Source organism: Sutcliffiella horikoshii (assembly GCF_008180725.1).
GTDB classification, from domain to species: Bacteria; Bacillota; Bacilli; order Bacillales; family Bacillaceae_I; genus Sutcliffiella_A; species Sutcliffiella_A horikoshii_B.
Genome location: NZ_VTEV01000004.1, coordinates 97,760 through 121,601 on the forward strand (window position 1 = coordinate 97,760; position 23,842 = coordinate 121,601).

At 41.3% G+C, this 23,842-nt stretch carries 23 protein-coding genes; 20 read left to right on the plus strand and 3 right to left on the minus strand.

The window, feature by feature from the left end; all coding sequences use genetic code 11:
• The first annotated feature begins 5 nt into the window (after positions 1-5).
• From FZC76_RS10425 to recN, 11 genes are all read left to right on the plus strand, one after another.
• Positions 6-410 carry an Asp23/Gls24 family envelope stress response protein gene (locus tag FZC76_RS10425; RefSeq protein WP_148988134.1) on the plus strand — a complete coding sequence of 135 codons (405 nt, stop codon included), beginning with the start codon at positions 6-8 and terminating at the stop codon, positions 408-410.
• A 379-nt stretch (positions 411-789) separates the two neighbouring features.
• On the plus strand, positions 790-1,191 hold the full coding sequence (gene nusB / locus FZC76_RS10430; protein ID WP_148988135.1) for a transcription antitermination factor NusB: 402 nt from the start codon (positions 790-792) through the stop codon (positions 1,189-1,191).
• A 27-nt stretch (positions 1,192-1,218) separates the two neighbouring features.
• Complete coding sequence (folD, locus tag FZC76_RS10435) at positions 1,219-2,094, plus strand: bifunctional methylenetetrahydrofolate dehydrogenase/methenyltetrahydrofolate cyclohydrolase FolD (protein WP_148988136.1); 876 nt, start codon at positions 1,219-1,221, stop codon at positions 2,092-2,094.
• Positions 2,095-2,178: 84 nt separating this feature from the next.
• On the plus strand, positions 2,179-3,534 hold the full coding sequence (xseA, locus tag FZC76_RS10440; RefSeq protein ID WP_148988137.1) for an exodeoxyribonuclease VII large subunit: 1,356 nt from the start codon (positions 2,179-2,181) through the stop codon (positions 3,532-3,534).
• Positions 3,527-3,763, plus strand: a complete 237-nt coding sequence (locus FZC76_RS10445) for an exodeoxyribonuclease VII small subunit (protein ID WP_148988138.1) — start codon at positions 3,527-3,529, stop codon at positions 3,761-3,763. Before xseA ends, FZC76_RS10445 begins: the two co-directional genes overlap by 8 nt.
• Before the next feature lie 12 nt (positions 3,764-3,775).
• Positions 3,776-4,660 carry a polyprenyl synthetase family protein gene (locus tag FZC76_RS10450; RefSeq protein WP_148988465.1) on the plus strand — a complete coding sequence of 295 codons (885 nt, stop codon included), beginning with the start codon at positions 3,776-3,778 and terminating at the stop codon, positions 4,658-4,660.
• Between the two features lie 768 nt (positions 4,661-5,428).
• Positions 5,429-6,028, plus strand: coding sequence for a hypothetical protein (locus FZC76_RS10455; RefSeq protein ID WP_148988139.1), 600 nt, complete (start codon positions 5,429-5,431; stop codon positions 6,026-6,028).
• 22 nt (positions 6,029-6,050) lie between these two features.
• Positions 6,051-7,943: a 1-deoxy-D-xylulose-5-phosphate synthase gene (dxs, locus tag FZC76_RS10460; protein WP_148988140.1), complete on the plus strand. Its 1,893-nt coding sequence runs from the start codon at positions 6,051-6,053 to the stop codon at positions 7,941-7,943.
• A 6-nt stretch (positions 7,944-7,949) separates the two neighbouring features.
• Positions 7,950-8,786: a TlyA family RNA methyltransferase gene (locus FZC76_RS10465; protein WP_148988141.1), complete on the plus strand. Its 837-nt coding sequence runs from the start codon at positions 7,950-7,952 to the stop codon at positions 8,784-8,786.
• 92 nt (positions 8,787-8,878) lie between these two features.
• Complete coding sequence (gene ahrC / locus FZC76_RS10470) at positions 8,879-9,328, plus strand: transcriptional regulator AhrC/ArgR (protein ID WP_010194884.1); 450 nt, start codon at positions 8,879-8,881, stop codon at positions 9,326-9,328.
• Positions 9,329-9,350: 22 nt separating this feature from the next.
• Positions 9,351-11,057 carry a DNA repair protein RecN gene (gene recN, locus FZC76_RS10475; RefSeq protein WP_148988142.1) on the plus strand — a complete coding sequence of 569 codons (1,707 nt, stop codon included), beginning with the start codon at positions 9,351-9,353 and terminating at the stop codon, positions 11,055-11,057.
• A 127-nt stretch (positions 11,058-11,184) separates the two neighbouring features.
• Here the strand turns inward: recN and FZC76_RS23020 are convergent, their stop codons facing one another.
• A complete protein-coding gene (locus FZC76_RS23020) occupies positions 11,185-11,478 on the minus strand; it encodes a hypothetical protein (RefSeq protein WP_187442035.1) in 294 nt (97 codons plus the stop codon).
• Positions 11,479-11,688: 210 nt separating this feature from the next.
• Here FZC76_RS23020 and spoIVB point away from each other — a divergent pair, with 210 nt between their 5' ends.
• Both spoIVB and spo0A read left to right on the plus strand, forming a co-directional pair.
• Positions 11,689-12,984 carry a SpoIVB peptidase gene (gene spoIVB, locus FZC76_RS10480; protein ID WP_148988143.1) on the plus strand — a complete coding sequence of 432 codons (1,296 nt, stop codon included), beginning with the start codon at positions 11,689-11,691 and terminating at the stop codon, positions 12,982-12,984.
• A gap of 273 nt (positions 12,985-13,257) precedes the next feature.
• Complete coding sequence (gene spo0A, locus FZC76_RS10485) at positions 13,258-14,049, plus strand: sporulation transcription factor Spo0A (RefSeq protein ID WP_148988144.1); 792 nt, start codon at positions 13,258-13,260, stop codon at positions 14,047-14,049.
• 94 nt (positions 14,050-14,143) lie between these two features.
• Here the strand turns inward: spo0A and FZC76_RS10490 are convergent, their stop codons facing one another.
• Positions 14,144-14,299 (minus strand): YycC family protein, encoded by a 156-nt coding sequence (locus FZC76_RS10490; protein WP_148988145.1) that lies wholly within the window; start codon positions 14,297-14,299, stop codon positions 14,144-14,146.
• 92 nt (positions 14,300-14,391) lie between these two features.
• Here FZC76_RS10490 and FZC76_RS10495 point away from each other — a divergent pair, with 92 nt between their 5' ends.
• Positions 14,392-15,117, plus strand: coding sequence for a glycerophosphodiester phosphodiesterase (locus FZC76_RS10495; RefSeq protein WP_148988146.1), 726 nt, complete (start codon positions 14,392-14,394; stop codon positions 15,115-15,117).
• A gap of 27 nt (positions 15,118-15,144) precedes the next feature.
• Here the strand turns inward: FZC76_RS10495 and FZC76_RS10500 are convergent, their stop codons facing one another.
• On the minus strand, positions 15,145-15,387 hold the full coding sequence (locus tag FZC76_RS10500) for a DUF2627 domain-containing protein (RefSeq protein ID WP_148988147.1): 243 nt from the start codon (positions 15,385-15,387) through the stop codon (positions 15,145-15,147).
• Between the two features lie 189 nt (positions 15,388-15,576).
• Here FZC76_RS10500 and FZC76_RS10505 point away from each other — a divergent pair, with 189 nt between their 5' ends.
• The 6 genes from FZC76_RS10505 to FZC76_RS10530 all read left to right on the plus strand — a co-directional run bounded on the left by FZC76_RS10505 (position 15,577) and on the right by FZC76_RS10530 (position 23,832).
• On the plus strand, positions 15,577-17,628 hold the full coding sequence (locus tag FZC76_RS10505) for a sigma 54-interacting transcriptional regulator (RefSeq protein ID WP_148988148.1): 2,052 nt from the start codon (positions 15,577-15,579) through the stop codon (positions 17,626-17,628).
• A 136-nt stretch (positions 17,629-17,764) separates the two neighbouring features.
• Positions 17,765-18,664, plus strand: a complete 900-nt coding sequence (gene yqiS, locus FZC76_RS10510) for a phosphate butyryltransferase (RefSeq protein WP_148988149.1) — start codon at positions 17,765-17,767, stop codon at positions 18,662-18,664.
• Positions 18,665-18,874: 210 nt separating this feature from the next.
• Entirely contained in the window at positions 18,875-19,978 is a 1,104-nt protein-coding gene (bcd, locus tag FZC76_RS10515) for a branched-chain amino acid dehydrogenase (RefSeq protein ID WP_088018743.1), read from the plus strand.
• 75 nt (positions 19,979-20,053) lie between these two features.
• Positions 20,054-21,181, plus strand: a complete 1,128-nt coding sequence (gene buk, locus FZC76_RS10520; protein WP_187442058.1) for a butyrate kinase — start codon at positions 20,054-20,056, stop codon at positions 21,179-21,181.
• A gap of 16 nt (positions 21,182-21,197) precedes the next feature.
• Positions 21,198-22,622, plus strand: a complete 1,425-nt coding sequence (gene lpdA, locus FZC76_RS10525; RefSeq protein WP_148988150.1) for a dihydrolipoyl dehydrogenase — start codon at positions 21,198-21,200, stop codon at positions 22,620-22,622.
• Positions 22,623-22,839: 217 nt separating this feature from the next.
• Positions 22,840-23,832, plus strand: coding sequence for a thiamine pyrophosphate-dependent dehydrogenase E1 component subunit alpha (locus FZC76_RS10530; RefSeq protein WP_010194908.1), 993 nt, complete (start codon positions 22,840-22,842; stop codon positions 23,830-23,832).
• The last annotated feature ends 10 nt before the right edge of the window (positions 23,833-23,842 follow it).

Sequence of the window (23,842 nt, forward strand, 5' to 3'; positions counted from 1 at the left end):
TAATTATGAGCGAAAGAAACTTATTGGAAATGGAAAACAACAATTCACTTGGAAAAGTTGAAATTGCTCCTGAAGTCATTGAAGTTATTGCAGGTATCGCTGCTTCCGAAGTGGAAGGTGTCATGGCGATGCGCGGAAACTTTGCTGCTGGTGTGGTTGAGAGACTTGGGAAAAAGAATCACGGGAAGGGTGTTAAAGTAGACCTTTCCGAAGAAGGCATTAAAGTAGATGTATTTTGTGTGATGCAGTTTGGCATTTCTATCCCGACAGTTGCACAAAAAGTACAAGACAACATTCGTCAAGCATTGTTGAATATGACCGCTTTGGAAATTACAGAAGTTAATATTCATGTTGTCGGCGTACAATTTGAAGCACAAAAGAATGAAGTGGAAGTAGAACAAGAAATTTAATAGTACGTTACCTTGTAGGCACTCTCATTAGAAGGGTGTCTACAATTTTTTTGTTTGGGAAATTACCATGCCAAGTTTCCCTTGTGTTCCCTCACATAATTAGGTACAATTTTAGTCGCTACTTTTAACTGGACTTTATTGAAAAGTATAGTAGGGTAGTATCTCGGTAAAGATGAAACTGACATTATTAAATAGAAGAATTAGACTTTTCAAGCTCCCCCAGAGCAAATGATGAAAACGGTTAATTCCGAACATTTGATGAAAGTATGAACATTTTGTATGTAATTTAGTCGAAAAACGAATGAAAAACATGTGTTTTTTTATAAAAATGTGCTATTATCTTTTTATACTAGTATAGGCACGATAAGGAGATCGAACAATGAAACGTAGTGAATCAAGAGAAAAGGCGCTTCAAGCCATTTTTCAAATGGATTTAAGTGATATTGCGCCTGATGAAGCAATCACAAATGTATTAGAAGAAGGGGAAAGACCGGATGATTTCCTAAGCAGTATCGTGTTTGGCACGAAAGAGCATCAGGAGGAAATCGATTCCACGTTGAAATCCCATTTGGAGAAGTGGTCACTTGACCGTCTTGGAACAGTGGACCGCACCATTCTTCGCATGACTGTTTTTGAAATGATGTTTGTCGAAGAAATTCCGGTTAATGTCAGCATGAATGAAGCGATAGAGCTTGCTAAAACATTTGGTGATGACAAATCAAGCGGTTTTATTAACGCAGTTCTATCTAAAGTAAAAACTACGATTGAAAATAATGCATAAGTAGTAGCATAAAAGGGGGAGCTATTCATGTCAGCAGTTATCGTATCAGGTAAAGATCTTGCAAAGGAAAAGAGAGCTTTTATTAAAGAAAAGGTATCTGAGCTACATACGGAAAAGAATATCCAACCAAGCTTGGCTGTAATTTTGGTGGGAGAGGACCCTGCTTCTCAATCCTATGTTAGAGCGAAAGAGAAAGCTTGTGAAGAAGCTGGAATTAACAGCATTCTAGAAAAATACCCAAGTTCAATTACGCAAGACGAATTGCTGGAAAGAATCACTCATTTTAACGGTGATGCTTCAGTGCATGGCATTCTGGTGCAATTACCTTTGCCTGATCATATAGATGAACTGGCTGTTATTGAACATATTTCCCCTGGTAAAGATGTGGACGGGTTTCATCCTGTTAATATCGGTAGAATGATGATTGATCAGAAATCATTTCTCCCTTGTACGCCATATGGAATTGTGGAAATGATTAAATCACTCGACGTTTCTATTTCTGGTAAGCATGTCGTTGTTATTGGAAGAAGTAATATAGTAGGGAAGCCGGTAGGGCAATTGCTCCTAAAAGAGGATGCCACTGTTACTTACTGTCATTCTCGTACAAAGGATTTAGCTTCCATTACCAAACAGGCAGATATCTTAATCGCTGCAGTTGGGCGTGCAAAATTGATTGGGCCTGAATATGTAAAAGATGGCGCAATTGTAATTGATGTAGGTGTCAACAGACTTGAGACAGGTAAACTGTGTGGAGATGTGGATTTTGAAGCGGTGAAAGAAAAAGCGAGCTATATCACACCTGTTCCTGGAGGGGTCGGTCCGATGACAATTACGATGTTGTTGCACAATACTCTACAATCAGCACAAAACGAGGCGTGTGAAAACAAGACGTTTTCCAGTTAATATGGTATCTTAGAAGATGGATGGGACTTAAGGTTCTTCCGTCTTTTTTTCGTATTACCATGCTTCAAAAAGGAGTTAACTATTATGAGTGAACGCAGGTACTTAACGGTTACTGCTCTAACAAAATACATAAAAAGAAAGTTTGATGTGGACCCTCATTTGCAAGATGTATGGCTGAAAGGGGAGATTTCCAATTTCAAGCAACATAGTAGAGGACATATGTACTTCACGCTAAAAGACCAAAACGCTCGACTCCAGGTAGTCATGTTTGCCGGGCAGAATCGCAACCTTGCCTTTAAACCGCAAGAAGGGATGAAGGTCCTTGTTCGTGGTGAAGTAACGGTCTATGAGGCAAATGGGTCCTATCAGATGTACATAAAAGAAATGCAGCCAGATGGGGTTGGTAGTCTGTTCTTAGCTTATGAGGAGTTGAAAAAGAAGCTTTCCCAGGAGGGGTTGTTTTCTCCTGACTACAAAAAAACGCTGCCAAAATATCCGCGTGCTGTCGGAGTAATCACCTCCCCAACAGGTGCTGCTGTCAGAGACATCATCACCACGTTGAAAAGGAGATATCCACTAACGAAAATACTTGTTATTCCTGCTCTAGTCCAGGGTATGAATGCCGCCCCATCTATCGTTAAGGCTATTCAAACCGCCAACAAACTTCCTGAACTCGATGTACTTATCGTTGGGCGTGGTGGAGGTTCGATTGAAGAGTTATGGGCTTTTAATGAAGAAGTCGTGGCTAGAGAAATTTTTGCCTCCAAGCTACCGATTATTTCAGCAGTTGGACATGAAACAGACTTTACGATAGCTGATTTTGTAGCGGATATGCGTGCCCCTACCCCAACGGCAGCGGCAGAATTGGCTGTTCCGCATATAAACGAATTGATGGAGAGACTTTCTGACCGTAAATTCCGATTACACAGGGCTTCCAACAAGTTAATGCAACATTATAAGGACAGGTTGACAGCTTTACAAAAGTCGTATGCGTTCAGGTTTCCGAAAAACCTATACGCTCAAAAGCAACAAGATCTTGACCGTACCATGGATAATTTAGAAACGGCGATGAAAAGAATGTCAGAACGCAAGCTTGATAAGTGGGAGCAACTTTCGGGAAGGCTTGCTAGAAACCATCCGAAAAAGCAATGGGAAGCAGATAAACTTACACTTGAACAGCAGACGAAATTGCTAACGAGGCAGATGCAACAAACACTTCAAAAGAAACAATGGGAATTTCAACATAAACTTTCCAAAATGGACGCCTTAAGTCCGCTTAAAATCATGAACAGGGGTTACAGCCTTGCATACCAGGAAGATGGTACTATTATAAAAAATGTAAATCAGGCAGAAAAAGGAGATACCATTCAAGTTCACCTTCAAGATGGCCGATTAGAATGTGAAATACAAGAAGTGAAGGAGCGAAAAGGAAATGACTGAAAAAAAGGAAGTTACATTTGAAGAAGCAATGAAAGATTTGGAAAACATTGTGGAAAAGCTTGAAGAGGGAGATGTTCCATTAGAAGAAGCCATTTCTTTTTACAAAGAAGGAATGAAATTGTCCAAGCTTTGTCATGACAAGCTTTCACATGTAGAGTCAGAAATGGAACAGATATTAAAAGAAAATGGCGAATTGGAGTCATTCCAAGTACAGGAGGATGAAGCTTAATTGTCACAGCTAATGGATCTACAAACTTTTATGAAAGATAGAAAGAAATTTGTGGAGGATGCCCTCTATTCCTATATGAATTCTGTTGAAGCACCAGAAGTTTTATTGGAATCCATGAATTATTCCTTGAAGGCAGGCGGAAAAAGACTTCGACCTTTGTTAGTGCTTGCAACGTTAAAGTCTTTTGGGAAACCTGAAGAACTCGGTATGCCAGTAGCTTGTGCTGTAGAGATGATACACACCTATTCTTTAGTGCATGATGATCTTCCGAGTATGGATGATGATGACTTCAGACGCGGAAAGCCTACTAATCATAAAGTGTATGGTGAAGCGATGGCAATACTGGCTGGTGATGCCTTGCTCACCCATAGCTTTGAGGTGATGGAGGACCTTTTAAATCTAGATGTCCAGCCAATGAAAGTCGTCACCCTCATGAAGGAATTAGCCAAAGCCTCCGGACCAAGAGGAATGGTTGGAGGACAGGTTGCGGATATGGAAGGAGAAGGAAAACTACTTTCACTTCAAGACCTTGAATATATACATAGAAACAAAACAGGAAAACTACTGGGCTATAGTATAGTGGCAGGTGCAATACTCGGGGATGCTACAGAAGAGCAAATTGCCAAGTTAGAGCAATTTGCCGACCACTTGGGCCTTGCATTCCAAATTAGAGATGACATTCTGGATATTGAAGGGGATGCGTCTAAAATTGGCAAGCCTGTAGGATCAGATACCCTTAACGAAAAAGTGACCTATCCTTCTCTACTAACCATGAATGGGGCAAAAGAAAAGTTGGAATATCATATTAATGAGGCGAAGCAAATTCTAGCTGACATTCCGTTAGAGTCGGATCTTTTGGTGCAACTTTGCGATCTAATTGCCAAAAGGGACCATTAATCGACAAAAGTAGCAGTCAAAATTGAGCATTTCCTCTTTTTGTGGTATAGTATATGGTACAAATGAGTGGTGCAGTATTCTAGTCAGTCTACCTTTTCTGAAGGCGGGCCTAAAAATCCGCTAAAGGGCACATCGATGAAGTTCCTTGTGTCGGCTTGAGGCGCCCAGCCTTGGGTTGATGCTGGGAGTTAAGGTAGTAGGGCGATCCACAATGGCATGTGGGCGAAGACCCTACTTCCGTGGAGGCCCATTCTCACGCTTGTTTATCCCCTAGGGGAGCAAGTGGTGAAATGGTGATAAACCTGCTATATGTCTAACTGGGTTAGGCATATACAGCGTAGCCTGCCTTGAGTGGAGTCGGAGGGGATTATGGTAGGGGATTTTTTCACTAGGCCGGTGAATCTATCTATGTATTCCATATGAAATCCGTTCTGCAAAAGAGGCTAAGACAAGGTTTAAGGGCTGTAGAGGAAAACTCCTAGACTGTTCTAAATATAAGACATGTATTGGGGATTATAGTGCGGACTAAGTGGTAATCCAGTCTAGTCGATGGCGACACGGCTAAGGCAGGTTTAAAGGGAAACCGCCAGTATGGCGACATCTGGTACTTGCTTGGGAAAACCTACTGGACCTAAGCCGCAGTTTTTACTCAGTGCATGACCACTTATACATAAAACTATTGAAGTTTGGTGGACTAATAATTATTGTCTATAATAAAATGTAGGATAACTACAAAAGCTTACTTATATAGAGTTGGGATTTTATACTATGGTTAATAAATGGAAAGATGCAATAAATTGGAGTTTAGCTATCGCCGTTATCACACTCGTGTTAGCGGCTATTTTTTCAATCGTTTCCACCTATCTGCTCTCAGGAGTAACATGGGCAATAGGAATGGTCATTGTATTTATTATCGTCTTTATCGGAATTTTTTTCGATATGCTTGGAATTGCATCCACAGCAGCAGATGAAAAACCGTTCCATGCCATGGCAGCAGAAAGAGTAAACGGTTCCAAGCAAGCCATACAGATTGTCAGGAATGCGGATCGGTTTGCAAGTTTCTGTAATGATGTTATCGGTGATATTTCTGGTATTATCAGTGGAACTGCATCAGCAATTGTAGTCATTTCCTTCACCCTTTCGGTGGGGCAAACCGAAGACTCTTTGTTCCATTATATTGTGGCAGTTGTATTCACAAGCGTAGTGGCGGCTGTTACAGTTGGGGGAAAGGCATTCGGAAAGTCGATGGCCATTCAGTATTCCACGCCTATCCTGTTTCAAGTGGGCAGGCTGTTTTATATACTAGAAAACAAATTTAATATTGTGGTCTTGAAAGAAAATAAAAAGCGTAAAAATAAGCGAAATTAGCAAGGAAAGAGAGTGATCCCTTTTGGATCTTACAAAGATTAAAAATCCGCAATTTTTAAAGAAAATGTCTATAGATGAACTGGAGAGTCTTAGTGAGGATATCAGACGTTTTCTGATAGAACAGCTCTCCACATCAGGCGGCCATATCGGGCCGAATCTTGGGGTAGTCGAACTAACTGTTGCTTTGCACAAAGTGTTTGATAGCCCTAAAGACAAGTTTTTATGGGATGTGGGTCACCAGGCTTATGTCCATAAAATTTTGACAGGAAGAGCCTGTGATTTTGGTACGTTGCGTAAATATAAAGGTCTCTGTGGGTTTCCGAAAAGGAATGAGTCTGAACACGATGTATGGGAAACAGGACATTCTTCCACCTCTCTTTCCGGAGCGATGGGTATGGCGGCTGCTAGAGACATCAAAGGAACCGATGAGTATGTGATTCCCATAATCGGGGATGGTGCCTTAACAGGTGGAATGGCACTTGAAGCATTAAATCATATTGGTCATGAAAAGAAAGACATGATTGTTATCTTGAATGATAATGAAATGTCCATTGCTCCAAATGTCGGTGCATTGCATAGTGCCCTTGGAAGAATGCGTACTGCTGGTAAGTACAATTGGGTAAAAGACGAACTGGAAGTGCTTCTTAAGAAAATACCTGCAGTTGGCGGGAAACTGGCGTCAACGGCTGAGCGTATCAAAGACAGTTTGAAATACCTTGTTGTCAGCGGGATGTTTTTTGAAGAACTTGGTTTTACGTACTTAGGACCAATTGATGGACATAATTACAACGATTTAATTGAAAATCTTAAATATGCTAAGAAGACAGAAGGACCTGTCTTAATTCATGTGGTTACGAAAAAAGGAAAAGGCTATGAGCCAGCTGAACTGGACACGATCGGTACGTGGCATGGAACAGGCCCATATAAAATTGATACAGGTGACTTCCTAAAGCCTGTTGGAGGACCGCCGGCGTGGAGTAGTGTAGTTAGTGAAACAGTTCGAAGACTTGCGCGTGAAGACGAGCGCATAGTAGCCTTGACACCTGCGATGCCTGTAGGATCTAAGCTTGAAGGTTTTGCAAAAGAATTCCCAGACCGCATGTTTGATGTTGGAATCGCAGAGCAGCATGCTGTCACGATGGCAGCAGGGCTTGCAACACAAGGAATGAAACCATTCCTGGCCATTTATTCTACTTTCCTCCAAAGAGGGTATGACCAAGTTGTGCATGATGTCTGTCGTCAAAACTTGAATGTTTTCTTCGGAATTGACCGTTCCGGTTTGGTTGGGGAAGATGGCGAAACGCATCAAGGTGTATTTGACATCGCCTTCCTAAGACATTTACCAAACATGGTACTAATGATGCCTAAAGATGAAAACGAAGGCCAACACATGGTATATACGGCAAATAAGTATGACGAAGGCCCGATTGCACTTCGCTATCCACGTGGTAACGGATTAGGTGTCAAAATGGATGAGGAGTTAAAAGAGTTGCCAATTGGATCTTGGGAAGTTCTGAAAGAAGGAACAGATGCAGTTATTCTTACATTCGGAACGACAATCGGAATGGCACTTGAAGCTGCAGATTATCTGAAAAAGGAAAACCTGTCAGTAAAAGTAGTGAATGCTAGATTTATTAAACCGATGGATGAGGCGTTGTTGCACGACCTCTTCAAGTCAGGCATACCTTTTGTAACAATTGAAGAAGCAGTTCTTCAAGGTGGATTCGGTAGTGCAGTTGTCGAGTTTGCAAGTGATAATGGCTATACGAACCGTGTGGTAAGAATGGGAATTCCGGATCGCTTCATTGAACATGGAAGTGTAAAGGAGCTGCTACAGGAAATAGATTTAACAACAGAAAAAGTAGTGGAAAATGTTAAATTGATTGCAGCTAGAAGAAAACAAAAAAGGGCTTAAGGATATATGGCGAAAAAAGAAAGAGTAGATGTACTTTTAGTGGAGCGTGGGCTTGTGGAAACACGAGAGAAGGCAAAGCGCTCCATTATGGCAGGACTTGTATATTCAAACGAACAACGGCTGGACAAACCTGGTGAAAAAGTAGCAATGGATGCACCTTTGACTGTAAAAGGCAATGTTATGCCATATGTAAGTCGAGGCGGTTTAAAACTGGAGAAAGCACTAAAAGTCTTTAACTTGGATGTGAAAGACAAGATACTTCTTGATATCGGGGCTTCTACAGGCGGATTTACGGATTGTGCACTGCAAAATGGTGCAAAGCTTAGCTACGCACTTGATGTAGGGTATAATCAACTTGCATGGAAACTCCGTCAAGATGAACGGGTAGTCGTGATGGAAAGAACTAATTTCAGATATGTTACACCGGTGGATTTAAATGAAGGCATGCCGGATTTTGCCAGCATTGATGTTTCGTTTATTTCATTGAAACTTATATTACCGGTTCTAAAAACCCTGCTTGTATCAGGCAGCGACGTAGTGGCGCTTGTTAAGCCTCAATTTGAAGCGGGAAGAGAGCAGGTCGGCAAAAAAGGTATTGTCCGTGAACCGAAGATACACGAAGCGGTGATGGATAAGATTATTGACTTCAGCTTGAAGGAAGGGTATGACGTGATGAATGCCTCTTACTCCCCGATTAAGGGAGGAGAGGGTAACATTGAATTCCTCCTTCATTTGCAATGGAATGGACATACAGAAGAAAACGCAGAAAATAATCTCGAAACTTCCATATCCGCTCTAGTTGCAGATGCGCACCTACAATTGAAGGTCGAAAAAGGGGAATAACTATTACGATGGTTGTTCCTTTTTTCTTTTACATATTGAAAGGTTTCCATTAACATAAAGCTAGGTTATATAGATTATTAAGGGGTGCCAACATGACAAAGGGCCAAAGACACATAAAGATTAGAGAACTAATTACAAACAGTGAAATAGAAACACAGGACGAGCTAGTCGATCGCTTAAAAAGCTTAGGTTTCAATGTGACCCAAGCAACCGTTTCAAGAGATATCAAAGAGCTACACCTCGTAAAAGTTCCGCTATTAGACGGTAGATATAAATACAGCCTCCCAGCAGATCAACGCTTTAATCCTCTGCAAAAACTAAAACGCTCTTTGATGGATGCGTTTGTGAAAATCGATATAGCAGGTCATATGATTGTGATGAAAACAATGCCTGGTAATGCAAATGCTATCGGTGTTTTAATTGATAATCTTGATTGGTCGGAAATCTTAGGGACTATTTGTGGTGACGATACATGTTTGATCATTTGCCGTACACCGGAGGATGCAAAAGAGTTATCTGACCGCTTTATTAATATGCTATAAAATCACGCGAGGATGTGATGATATGATTGCTGAGTTAACCATTAAAAATTTTGCTATTATTGAATCCCTTTCTGTATCTTTTGACAAAGGGTTAACAGTTTTAACCGGGGAGACCGGAGCGGGGAAATCCATTATTATTGATGCCATCCACTTGTTGGCGGGTGGAAGGGGATCACACGAGTTTGTCCGCTTTGGTGAAAAAAGAGCGGAACTAGAGGGCTTATTTCTACTTGAGGATGAAAATCACCCTGCTTATAAAGTTTGTCAGGAGCTCGGAATTGAAATAGAAGACGAAATGGTTGTTTTAAGAAGAGAAATTCATGCTACAGGAAAAAGTGTATGTCGTGTTAATGGAAAACTCGTCACCATTGCACTGTTAAGGGAAGTAGGACAAACATTAGTGGATATCCATGGTCAGCATGAACATCAGGAGTTGATGGATCCGGACTTGCATCTCTCTCTTTTAGATCAGTTTGGAGGAGCGGCAGTACAAAAGGAACTTCAAGAGTATAGAAATATTTATACTTCATTTAAGGACGTTGAGAAAAGGCTGCTAGAACTAACTGAAAACGAACAAAAGGTTGCACATCGCCTTGATTTATTACAGTTTCAAGCAGAAGAGATCAGCAATGCGCAATTAACCGTGAATGAAGAAGATGAGTTGCTCGAGGAACGGAACAAAATCAGTAACTATGAGCGCCTTTATCAATCGCTCAACAACTGTTACCATGCAATGCACGGGGAACAAAAGGGACTTGATTGGGTCGGACAAGCCATGTCTGAATCGGAAGGTCTCGAAGAAATCGATAAAAACCTTAAAGATGTTCACGAAATCATATCCAATTCTTATTATCAATTAGAGGAACTATCTTATCGTATTAGAGATGAAATAGATCAGCTAGAATTTGATCCAAACCGCCTTGATTTTATTGAAGGAAGATTAAATGAGATTAAACAGTTGAAGCGGAAGTATGGCACTACGGTTGCTGAAGTTTTGGAATATGCTTCGAAAATAGAAGAAGAGCTAGAGACGCTGCAAAACCGTGATTCGCACATACACCAGCTACAGGAGACCTTAGAGTCACTGAAACAAGATCTTGCACTTGAAGCGAAATCCTTAACTGATGCACGTAGAAAAGCTTCCGAGAAGTTGATGAAGAGCATCCATAAAGAGCTCAAAGACTTGTACCTAGAAAAAGCCATCTTTGATGTGAACATGGATGTGAAAAAAGAGAAGGCATCAGGCGAGGTCGTATTTGGTAAAAACGGCGTGGATGTTGTGGAGTTCTATTTGACAACAAACCCAGGTGAACCGTTGAAGCCAATGGCAAAAGTCGCCTCTGGCGGGGAGCTTTCGCGGATTATGCTTGCTTTGAAGAGTATCTTCTCAAGACATCAAGGTATCACCTCCATTATTTTTGATGAAGTCGATACGGGAGTCAGCGGCAGGGTGGCACAAGCTATTGCTGAGAAGATATATCAGGTTTCTGTCGATTCGCAAGTTCTTTGTATCTCCCACTTGCCGCAAGTTGCAGCTATGTCAGACACTCATCTATTCATCAGCAAGGAAGTATCCGGTGAGCGCACGAAAACCAAAGTGCGCGGACTGGATCAAGATGAAAAGGTACGTGAGATTGGCCGGATGATTTCTGGTGTGGAGATTACTTCGTTGACGAAGGAGCATGCACGGGAGTTGTTGGAGATTGCAGGGAGTATTAAGCAAGGGTAAGGAATTAAGATTGGCCGTTCGCATTTAGAGGTGTGGACGGTTTTTTGATTGGTTTTGTTCAAAATCAGCAATTTGATTGGTTTTTGGATGAATTTTAGGGCGTGTGAAACGGTTCGGACAATTTAGCTTAATGTTTGGACATTTGAACACTCAAAAGTAGGTGAGTTCGGACATTTGAAAGCATGCTTTGGTCAACTTTCAAGTGTGGTTCGGACATTCTCAATTTTGGTTCGGTCAAATCAGCAAAAACTTCGGTCAACTTTCGAAAAACTTCGGTCAAAAATCCGAAATCTTCGGTCAACTTTTCAAAATCTTCGGACATTTGCCCTCGCGTCGCTAAAAGTGAAGCCGCTTTCTCTCCATCAGCTGTAGAAATGACCACATTTTCCTCGCGCCACATAAAAAGCGAAGTCATTCGCAAAATCAGCGACGCCTCCAAACCAGACCTATATTTACATAATATTCCCCATCCCTACTCCCGATATTTATCCCCATTCCCCTCAAATAACATAACTATCCATAAAGGGTAGCATTTAAATTAATATCGTTGTTATAAATGTAGCCTGACAAGGCAAAATTATATAATGTAGCCATGAATGGTGTGGGATAGGACCGAGGAGAGTGAAAATGTTTGAGAGAAGATATAATTAGAAAAATTGTTGGTGTATTTCTCCTTGTTTCAGTCATGGTATTATGTGTAAGTCAACCATTTAAAGAGTATGTCCAAATCCCAAATAAAATAACGATATTTGAAGGGCAAGGATTACATTTCCAGTCATCTGTTCCGGTGACTGCCAAAGTGAATGAAGATTCTTCCTCCTCTCTCGGGATTGAGGCAAACGATAAAACGTTAGCATTTCAAGGCAAACAGGCTGGTGAAGGTCAGGTTGTTCTACAACTGGCAGGTATCCCAGTTAAGAAAGTCAATGTAGATGTCATACCTGAATATAAAGTGTATCCTGGTGGTCAATCGATCGGCGTCAAGTTAAATACATTAGGTGTATTGGTAGTAGGTCATCACCAAGTGGACACAGCAGATGGAAAAAAATCGCCTGGAGAAATAGCTGGTATTCAGGTTGGCGATATTATTACAAAGATAAATGGGAAAACCATTGAACAAATGAGTGACGTTGCTCCATTCGTACAAGAGTCCGGAAAAACCGGAAATCCCCTTGATGTTGTCATCACACGTGATAAAGAAACCATTGAGACGAAACTAATTCCTTTAAAAGACAAGCAAGAAAGCTCCTTTAGAATTGGATTATATATACGAGATTCTGCAGCAGGTATTGGAACCATGACATTTTATGATCCCATTACCATGAAATATGGTGCATTAGGTCACGTAATATCAGATATGGATACGAAAAAACCAATCATTGTCCAAGATGGTCAAATCGTACGATCCACGGTAACTTCCATTGATAAAGGCAGTAACGGTGTTCCGGGTGAAAAGCTTGCACGATTTTCAAGCGACCGCTCAGCCATTGGTGATATCTCTAGGAATAGTCCGTTCGGTATTTTTGGTACCTTGCATAAAGATATTCAAAATGGCATTATGGACAAAGCCTTGCCTATAGCATTATCTTCTGAGGTGAAGGAAGGCCCTGCCAAGATTTTGACGGTGGTCGAAGGGGATAAGGTTGAAGAGTTTGATGTAGAAGTTCTGAGTAGCATTCCTCAAAAATTCCCAGCCACCAAGGGGATGGTCATTAAGATCACGGACCCAGCCCTTTTAGAAAAAACAGGTGGGATCGTTCAAGGCATGAGTGGAAGTCCTATCATACAAAACGGCAAAGTGATCGGTGCTGTCACACATGTATTCGTTAATGATCCTACAAGCGGTTATGGGGTTCATATCGAATGGATGCTGAATGAAGCCGGAATTGATATTTATCAAAAAGACAAAAAGAAGAAAGTGGGCTAAGACAGCTCACTTTTTTTCTTTTGTTTTGCTTAAAATTACGTTAAGATGAAAATAGTAAAGATTATTCGACATATTATCCAATAAATGTAATGGAATGCGGTTTGCGTCGAAATTAAGAGTATTCTGGAGAAAAATAAAGATTTTATATAATTTTTACGGTTTTTTAAATTTTTTAAAGGAAAAGAGGTTGCATTGTCGAATTTAACATTTAGAATAAAATTTAAGGCTTAATGCTTTAAAGAAAGTATAGGGACTGAGGAGGAAACTAGTTATATGAAAATTAAAGTATGTGTTGTAGATGACAACCGCGAATTGGTCGGTCTATTGGAAGAGTATATTTCAGCGCAAGAGGACATGGAAGTTGTAGGGGTAGCTCACAATGGTCAAGAATGTCTTCAGTTGCTTCAAGATAAAAATCCAGATGTGTTAGTACTCGACATCATTATGCCTCACTTGGACGGTTTAGGAGTACTTGAAAAAATGCGTGGTCTAAACCTAGAAAAATCTCCTAACGTTATTATGTTAACTGCTTTTGGACAGGAAGATGTGACAAAGAAAGCGGTAGACTTGGGAGCTTCCTATTTTATTTTAAAGCCATTTGATATGGAAAATCTAGTGAGCAACATTCGTCAAGTGAGTGGGAAAGCTTCACCAATCCTTAAGCGATCTAGTTCATCATCTGTTCGTTCCTCCAGCCCAGAAACTAAAGGTAGAAATCTTGATGCAAACATTACAAGTATCATTCATGAAATTGGAGTGCCTGCTCACATCAAAGGTTACCTATACTTACGCGAAGCAATTTCCATGGTGTACAATGATATCGAATTATTGGGCTCCATCACAAAGGTCCTTTATCCTGATATCGCGAAAAAATACAATACCACAGCGAGCCGTGTCGAGCGTGCCATTCGCCATGCGATTGAAGTTGCGTGGTCACGTGGTAATATCGACAGCATCTCCTCTTTGTTCGGTTATACCGTATCAATGTCAAAAGCTAAACCTACAAATAGTGAGTTCATTGCGATGGTCGCGGATAAGTTAAGACTGGAGCATAGAGCCTCTTGAGAGGGTAAGATATAGGAAATACCAGCAATATGAAAACCCAACATGCAAATTTGTATGTTGGGTTTGTTTATGTTACATATATCAAAAAGTAGGATTACTCCTTATTGCTGTTACTGGATTCATTTCGCTCTAATTCTACAAGCTTTTGAACAAGGATATGTTGAGGAATATGCATGACTTGTTCAATAGGCACATCCAAAGCCTCAGCAAGTTTTTGAGCGGTTTCAGCGGATATTTGTAATGGGCGCATTCTGTTCACCTCGCTTCATCTAAAAATTTTACTAAATAATACGTTCGTTTACAATTATTTCTGACAAGAGTGAAGTAGAAAGGTGTGTAAAAATGACGAAAATTTTTGGCCATAGGGGATCAGCGGGTACTCATCCTGAAAATACGATGATCAGCTTTGAACAAGCATATAAAGATGGAGCAGATGGAATCGAATTAGATGTGCAATTAAGCAAAGACGGCATTCCTGTTGTCATACATGATGAAAAAGTGAATCGAACAACCGACAGTAAAGGCTTTGTACAAGATTTAACTTTACATGAATTGAAAAAATTAAACGCGGTACATAAATTTAAAAAACAATTCAAACATGCAGAAATTCCTACATTGGAAGAAGTGTTGGAGTGGGCTTCAAGAAAGCAGACGATAGTCAATATAGAACTAAAGAACAGTATTCTTCCCTACGCGGGAATGGAGGAGAAAGTGCTTGATCTAGTGGACAAATATAAGATGGCGCATCTGATAATCTTTTCAAGCTTTAATCACTACAGCATCGCTCGATTGAATACGTTAGCGCCAAACATAGAAAAAGCAGTCTTGTATATGGAAGGGATCTATAAACCGTGGGATTATACAAAATGGGTTGGTGGAAGCGGTATTCATCCTCATATTAAGGCAGCAACTGCAAGTATCATTCAACGCTCTCAACATGCCGGAGTACCTGTCAGGCCTTTCACGGTCAATGATGAAAAAGTCATGAAAAGACTGTTCGAAGAAGGGTGTGCAGGATTTTTCACGGATTATCCAAAGAAAGCTGTACAGTTAAAATATCAAAATTAAACCGGCTGCCATGAACAGCCGGTTTTCTTATTTTTCTCTCTTTTGAAACCGTTTTTGAACATTGTTCCGCTTGCGGTCTCTGTGAAAAATGAAACCAGCGACAAACCATAATCCCACTAAAAAAAATAGAAATCCGATAATGAATTGCAAGGTTAATGAAGGAATTAATGGGTGTGCAATATTAAATACCATGTCACGCATTAATTTTATACCATATACAGCTATGATTCCTGGAATCAATAAAATAATCAAAGCAATTATTCGTTGCATATCAATTGTTGGCCTCACTTTCAAAGCTTTCGGTTTCCATTATAGCAGAAAATACCTTGCATAGAAGAGAAAAAACATTTAAGATAAAAGTGTGCAAAAAATTTCATACCTTTTAAAGAAGACTGTGAATTTTCTTTCAATTCGCAAATAGTATGAGAAATAAATGTAACAGGTGTAGAGGGGTTTATTATGCAGACAGTATTAGTAGTTGGTGCTGGTAAAGGCGGTTCTGCGATATTAAAAATGTTAACGCATTCAGGAATGTTCCATTTGCTTGCTGTTGTCGATATTAACCAGGCGGCACCTGGCTTGGAGCTTGCAAAAGACATGGGAATTACAGTCGGTCGAGATTGGAAAGATTTCTTATCTGAGAAGGTAGATATAATCATTGAAGCGACTGGTTCGGACGAGGTATTTCGAGAGCTTCGTGAGGCGAAGAACCCGAGAACGGTTCTCGTTCCTGGAACGGTGGCTCACATTACAGCAACTCTGGTAGAAGAAAAAGAAGAACTGATTGCAAAAATGAAATATGAATCCCACAAACGCGACCTCATATTTAATCTGCTACATGATGGTTTGATGGTGGTCGATCAACACGGCAAAGTTATCATCTACAATAAAAGTGCTGAAAAAATAGTAGGAATAAAAAAAGCGCATATGCTTGGTCAACATATTTTGGAAAATGTTCCAACAAGCAGACTGCAAGATGTGATACATACGCAAAAAGTAGAAAAGAATAAAGAAATGCTACTTGAAAACGGTAAAAAAATCATTACAACAAGATCTCCTCTTATTGATGAAGATGGAAGGGTAATTGGTGCATTTGCTGTTTTCAAGGACATCACAGAAGTTATGAACCTTGCAGAGGAAGTTACAAACCTAAAAGGTATTCAGACCATGCTTGAAGCGATCATTCAGTCGTCTGATGAAGCGATTTCCGTTGTAGATGAATATGGCAGGGGCTTGATGATAAATCCTGCATACTCGAGGTTGACTGGACTTGAAGAACAACAAGTCATTGGTAAGCCTGCAACAGCAGATATTTATGAAGGTGACAGTATGCATATGAAGGTACTGGAAACTAGAAGAGCTGTTCGTGGTGTTAATTTAAAAGTAGGTCCATCAAAAAAGGAAGTCATTGTAAACGTCGCACCAATAATAGTGGATGGCAAGTTAAAAGGGAGTGTTGGTGTCATTCACGATGTCTCCGAAATACAGACGCTTACCACTGAGTTGGATCGGGCAAGGCAAATTATCAGAACACTCGAAGCCAAGTATTCTTTTGAGGATATCATCGGATCATCTGAAGAAATGAGCCTTGCCATTGAACAAGCAAAACTAGGCGCGAAAACCCCGGCAACTGTTTTATTACGAGGGGAGTCCGGCACGGGGAAAGAACTTTTTGCCCACGCTATCCATAACGCAAGCAGCCGCAAATATAACAAATTTATCAGAGTTAATTGTGCTGCCCTTTCTGAATCTTTATTGGAAAGTGAATTGTTCGGTTATGAAGAAGGTGCGTTTTCTGGTGCCAAGCGAGGTGGCAAGAAAGGGCTATTTGAAGAAGCAAATAACGGTAGTATTTTCCTCGATGAGATTGGAGAATTATCTGCTAATACTCAAGCAAAACTATTAAGGGTTCTTCAAGAAAATGAAATCATACGTGTAGGTGGAACAAAAGCAATTACCATTAACGTCAGAGTGATTGCTGCCACGAATGTTAATCTTGAAAAAGGGATTGCAGACGGGTCATTCCGAGAGGATCTGTATTATCGTTTAAATAGAATGCCTATTCACATTCCCCCTCTTCGTAAAAGAAAAGAAGATATAGAAGCGTTAAGTGAACATCTTATAAGAAAAATAAATCAAGATTACGGTAGAAATGTGGAAGGGTTGACTCCACGGGCCATTAATCACCTCGCTGCCTACGATTGGCCAGGCAATGTGAGGGAGCTTGAAAATGTTCTCGGACGAGCTATCATTTTTATGAAATTCAATGAAGTATTTATCGACACAGAGCATATTCCGGACTTGGCTATCACCGGCGATAAAGTAGTGCAGGATTCTGCTGAAACAGTCTCTAGTGATTACACTTTAGCAGAATTGCTGGAAGGGTATGAAGCGAAAATAATTCAAAAGATATTGAAGAAGAATAAAGGAAACAAAACAAAGACTGCTAAAGAGCTCGGAGTATCGATTAGAAATCTTTATTATAAAATGGAGAAATTCATGATTGATTAATAATGCATGCAAAAAACTGCATAGTATGAAAAATTTTGCTTAATGATGAGCAGTAAAATAAAGCGTTTTCACAAAAAAACAAGTTGGCACGCTTCTTGCATAGATAATATTGGAGTAGAAAGGAAGGGTTGAGAAAATGAAACTAGAGGAACTTATCACCAAAGCAACCCAGCTCACTTCTAAAGTGGTAGCAATTGCAGCAGCCGAAGATGAAGAAGTGATCGAAGCGGTTTCTCATGCCTTAAACAAGCAGTTGGCTTCCTTTATACTGTTTGGACATGAGGAGAAAATACTAGCATTACTGAAAGAACACAAGGTGGATGCATCACACCATGCACTGAAAATTGTTTCTGCTGATGGTGCTAAGAAGGCATCAGAACTTGCTGTAAAAGCTGTTTCAAGCGGCGAAGCAGATGTACTGATGAAAGGGAATGTCCCAACGGCAATCATTCTAAAAGAAGTGCTAAACAAAGAATATGGTTTGCGGACGGGCAATGTGTTATCCCATGTTGCAGCATTTGAAGTGCCAGGTTATGAGCAATTAATATTTGTAACAGATGCAGCAATGAATGTGGCACCAGATCTTCAACAAAAAGTGCAGATTGTTCAAAACTCTGTTCAGGTGGCAAGAGCACTTGGGATTGAACTACCGAAAGTTGCACCACTCGCTGCCGTAGAGGTAGTGAACCCAGCGATGCAAGCTACGGTGGATGCGGCACTTCTTACACAAATGAATAATAGAGGTCAAATAAAAGACTGCCTCATTGATGGCCCACTAGCATTGGATAACGCCGTATCAGCACTTGCTGCTGAGCACAAGGGAATTCAAAGTGACGTGGCAGGACAAGCGGACATCCTGTTTGTTCCTACCATTGAAGTTGGAAATGTCTTATATAAATCATTAATCTACTTTGCAAAAGCAAAAGTCGGAGCAATCATTGCCGGCGCAAAAGCACCGATTGTGTTAACATCCAGAGCTGACTCAGCAGAGAGTAAACTAAACTCACTCGCACTTGCAGTTTGTTCTGTGAAATAAATTAAAGTTCAAAAAAAAACGTAGCTGTTGATTGGAGAAAAAGGCGGAGATTTCCTGAGGGAGATAGCGCTAGATGGAGACCCCGCAGGCGTAGCGGAGGAGGCTCCAGCAGTGCCCCCTAGGAAAGCGAAACCTTTAGCGGAAATCAACAGCGGTGTAGAACAAATTACTATACTAAAATTATTTACTAACTTGGGGAGGAATTTTATCATGGAAATTTTCAAATATATGGAGACTTACGACTACGAGCAACTGGTGATCTGCCAAGACAAACAATCAGGACTAAAAGCAATCATAGCTATTCACGATACAACACTTGGGCCAGCACTTGGCGGTACACGCATGTGGACTTACGCAAACGAGGGTGCAGCCATTGAAGATGCACTTCGTCTTGCAAAAGGGATGACTTACAAAAACGCTGCAGCTGGATTAAACCTTGGTGGCGGTAAAACAGTTATCATTGGTGACCCACGCACTGACAAAAACGAAGAAATGTTCCGTGCTTTCGGCCGTTACATTCAAGGATTAAACGGACGCTACATCACAGCAGAAGATGTGGGAACAACTGTAGCAGATATGGACTTGATCTATGAAGAAACAGACTATGTAACTGGTGTATCACCTGCATTCGGTTCTTCCGGTAACCCATCTCCAGTAACAGCATTTGGAGTATACCGCGGAATGAAAGCTGCAGCGAAAGAAGCATTTGGAACAGATTCACTAGAAGGAAAAGTTGTAGCTGTTCAAGGTGTAGGTAACGTGGCATTTAACCTTTGCCGTCACCTACACGAAGAAGGTGCTCAGCTTATCGTAACAGATATCAATAAAGAAGCGGTTAACCGTGCAGTAGAAGAGTTCGGTGCTAGAGCAGTAGACATCAATGACATCTACAGTGTAGATTGCGACATTTATGCACCATGTGCACTTGGAGCAACAATCAATGACGAAACGATTCCTCAATTAAAAGCAAAAGTTATCGCTGGAGCAGCAAACAACCAGTTACTTGATACAAAACACGGAGACATCATCCATGAAATGGGTATCGTTTATGCTCCTGACTATGTAATCAATGCTGGTGGTGTAATTAACGTAGCGGATGAGTTATACGGTTACAACCGTGAGCGTGCAATGAAAAAAGTAGAAGGAATCTACGACAACATTGAAAGAGTTATTGAAATTGCAAAACGTGACGGTATCCCAACTTACCGTGCAGCAGATCGTCTTGCTGAAGAGCGTATTGAAAGAATGAAAAACTCTCGTAGTCAATTTTTACAAAATGGACATCATATTTTAAGCCGTCGTAACGGACGCTAATATAAATAAATATTAAGTTTCTCAGAAGGGGCAAACGGGGTGATGATGAATTCTCTCGTTTGCCGTCCGTCTGAAATGGAGGTTTCAACAGTGTTAGAAAAGGAATATCGCATACTTGTCATCAATCCAGGATCCACATCAACGAAAATCGGCGTATTTGATAATGAACGCTCTGTATTTGAGAAAACATTACGTCACGATAGCGAAACGATTAATTCCTTTGCAAGTATCTATGATCAATATGAATTCAGAAAAACGACCATTCTTGAGACTCTGGATCAAGAAGGTATCAACATTTCCAAACTTAGTGCAGTGTGTGGTCGCGGTGGACTTCTTCGTCCAATCGAAGGCGGAACATACTCTGTAAATAAAGAAATGTTACATGATTTGAAGATAGGTTTTGCTGGGCAACATGCATCTAATCTTGGTGGAATCATCGCCTATGAAATAGCTACTGGATTGAATATCCCGTCTTTCATCGTTGACCCAGTGGTAGTCGATGAGCTGTCTGACATCGCTCGGATTACAGGCTTCTCTCTAATAGAGCGCAAAAGTATTTTCCACGCTTTGAATCAAAAAGCAGTTGCACGCAGAGTAGCCAAAGATCTTGGTAAAAAATATGAAGATCTGAACCTGATTGTTACTCACATGGGTGGAGGTATCACAGTGGGGACACACGTTGGAGGCCGAGTAGTCGATGTAAATAACGGTCTTCATGGAGACGGCCCGTTCAGTCCAGAACGTGCTGGAACGGTTCCTGCTGGTGATCTTGTATCACTATGTTTCTCCGGTGACTATTATCGTGATGAAATAATGAAAAAGCTAGTAGGACAAGGTGGCCTTGTTGGATACCTTGGAACCAATGATGCAGTGAAAGTCGAACAAATGATTGAAGCAGGCGATGAAAAGGCCGCTTTAGTATATGATGCAATGGCTTATCAGGTTGCCAAAGAAATCGGGTCCGCAAGTGCAGTACTGGCAGGGAAAGTAGATGCCATCATTTTGACAGGTGGCCTTGCATACGGAAAAGGATTTGTAAAACAGATCTCCGAGCGCATTAGCTGGATTGCAGACGTCATCGTACAACCAGGTGAAAATGAATTGCAAGCTCTTACAGAAGGAGCACTTCGCGTATTACGTGGTGAAGAAACAGCAAAAGAATACCCTGGAACGGTCGTAGACACAAAAGTAGTACAGAGCTAGAAGGGAGCAAGGAATAATGGCACAAGAATATGATTTAGTCATCCTAGGTGGCGGAACAGGCGGGTATGTCGCGGCTATTCGTGCATCTCAACTTGGCTTAAAAACAGCAGTAGTAGAAAAAAAGAAAATCGGCGGAACATGCCTTCATGCAGGGTGTATCCCAAGTAAAGCATTACTTCGCAGTGCAGAAGTATTTGCGCAAACGAAGAACAGTGAAGAATTCGGGGTAATTTCAGGAGAAGTAAAACTAGACTTCTTCAAAGTGCAAGAGCGCAAACAGAAAATTATCGACCAGCTTCACGGTGGTGTGCAACACCTAATGAAACAAGGGAAAATCGATGTATTTTATGGAACAGGGCGTATCTTAGGACCTTCTATTTTCTCTCCAATGCCAGGAACAATCTCTGTTGAGTTTGAAAATGGTGACGAGAATGAGATGCTAATTCCAAAGAACGTTATCGTAGCAACAGGATCTCGTCCACGTTCTCTACCTGGACTTGAAATTGATGGCACACAAGTGATGACTTCTGATGAAGCATTATCATTGGAGGAACTTCCTAAATCGATCATTATCGTTGGTGGAGGCGTAATCGGTATCGAGTGGGCGTCCATGTTAGATGATTTCGGAGTAGAAGTAACCGTACTTGAATATGCTGATCGCGTATTGCCGACAGAAGACAAAGAAGTTTCCAAAGAAATGCAACGCCTGTTGAAAAAGCGCGGCATAAAGGTTGTTACAAGTGCGAAGGTTCTTCCAGATACACTTGAAAAAGCAGAGGGATCTGTATCAATCAAAGCCGAGCATAAAGGGGAAGAGAAATCCTTTACTGCGGAAAAAATGCTTGTGTCCGTTGGCCGTCAAGCAAACGTAGAAGGAATTGGCCTTGAAAATACAGACATTCAAGTAGAAAAAGGTTTCATTAAAACAAATGACTTCTTCCAAACAAAAGAATCTCACATCTACGCAATCGGTGATGTAATCGGCGGCTTACAGCTTGCACACGTTGCTTCCCACGAAGGAATCGTAGCAGTAGAGCATATGGCAAACGAAAATCCTGCGCCAATCGATTACTCTTTGATTTCCAAATGTGTGTACTCAAGCCCTGAAGTGGCTTCTGTTGGTTACACGGAAGAAGAAGCAAAAGAGAAAGGCTTCGACGTGAAGACCGGTAAATTCTCTTTCCGTGCAATCGGAAAAGCACTTGTTTACGGAGAGTCTGATGGCTTTGTGAAACTTGTAGTGAACAAAGAAAACGATGACATCCTAGGCGTTCACATGATAGGGCCACACGTTACGGACATGATCTCTGAAGCAGGCCTTGCACGCGTCCTTGACGCAACACCATGGGAAATCGGACACACGATCCACCCGCATCCATCCCTATCCGAAGCAATCGGCGAAGCAGCCCTTGCAGTAGATGGAAAAGCGATACATTCGTAAAAATTGTAAGAAGGAACGTTGATTGAAGCGGAGGGCATGAGACTCCAGCGGGAGGAAGGGACATGGGAGACCCCGGTAGGCGAAGCCTGAGGAGGCTCCCGGACCGCCCGCGGAAAGCGAGTGCCGGCAGCGGAAATCAACAGCCTAAATAGAAATTGATTTAATTGTTAGAGGAGCTAACCGCTCCCAACTCTCTACATATAGGAGGTAAACTTAAATGGCAGAAAATCGTCACCAAGCTCTAGGGCTTACAGATGAAAACGTATTAGAAATGTTCGAAACAATGTTACTAGCTCGCCGCATTGACGAGCGTATGTGGTTACTAAACCGCGCAGGGAAAATCCCATTCGTTATCTCTTGTCAAGGTCAAGAAGCAGCTCAAGTAGGAGCGGCATTCGCTCTAGACCGTGAAAAAGACTACGTACTACCTTACTACCGCGACATGGGAGTTGTACTTACTTTTGGTATGACAGCAACGGAATTAATGCTTTCCGGTTTCGCAAAAGCAGAAGATCCAAACTCAGGCGGACGTCAAATGCCTGGTCACTTTGGTCAAAAGAAAAACCGCATCGTAACCGGTTCTTCCCCTGTAACAACACAAGTACCACACGCAGTTGGAGTGGCACTTGGTGGCCGTTTAGAAGGAAAAGACCTTTGTACGTTTGTAACATTTGGTGAAGGTTCATCCAACCAAGGAGACTTCCATGAAGGCGCTAACTATGCAGCAGTACATAAGCTGCCAGTTATCTTCATGTGCGAAAACAACAAATATGCAATCTCTGTTCCTTATGAAAAACAAGTGGCATGTGAGAAAATTTCAGACCGAGCACTAGGATACGGAATGCCTGGTATCACTATTGATGGGAACGACCCGCTTGAAGTGTATGCAGCTGTTAAAGAAGCAGCTGACCGTGGACGTCGTGGCGAAGGCCCTACACTTGTAGAGGCTATTTCCTACCGTTTGACTCCTCACTCCAGTGATGACGATGATCGTGCATACCGTGAGCGTGACGAAGTGGCAGCAGCTAAAGCGAATGACCCAATCATCAGCTTTGCAGCTTACTTAAAAGAGGTTGGCGTGTTAACAGATGAAAAAGAAAAAGAAATTAACGATAAAATTGCAAAAGAAGTAAACGAAGCAACAGAATACGCAGAAAATGCTCCATATGCAGATGCTGAATCCGCAATGAAGCATGTCTACGCAGAGTAAGGGGGAACTA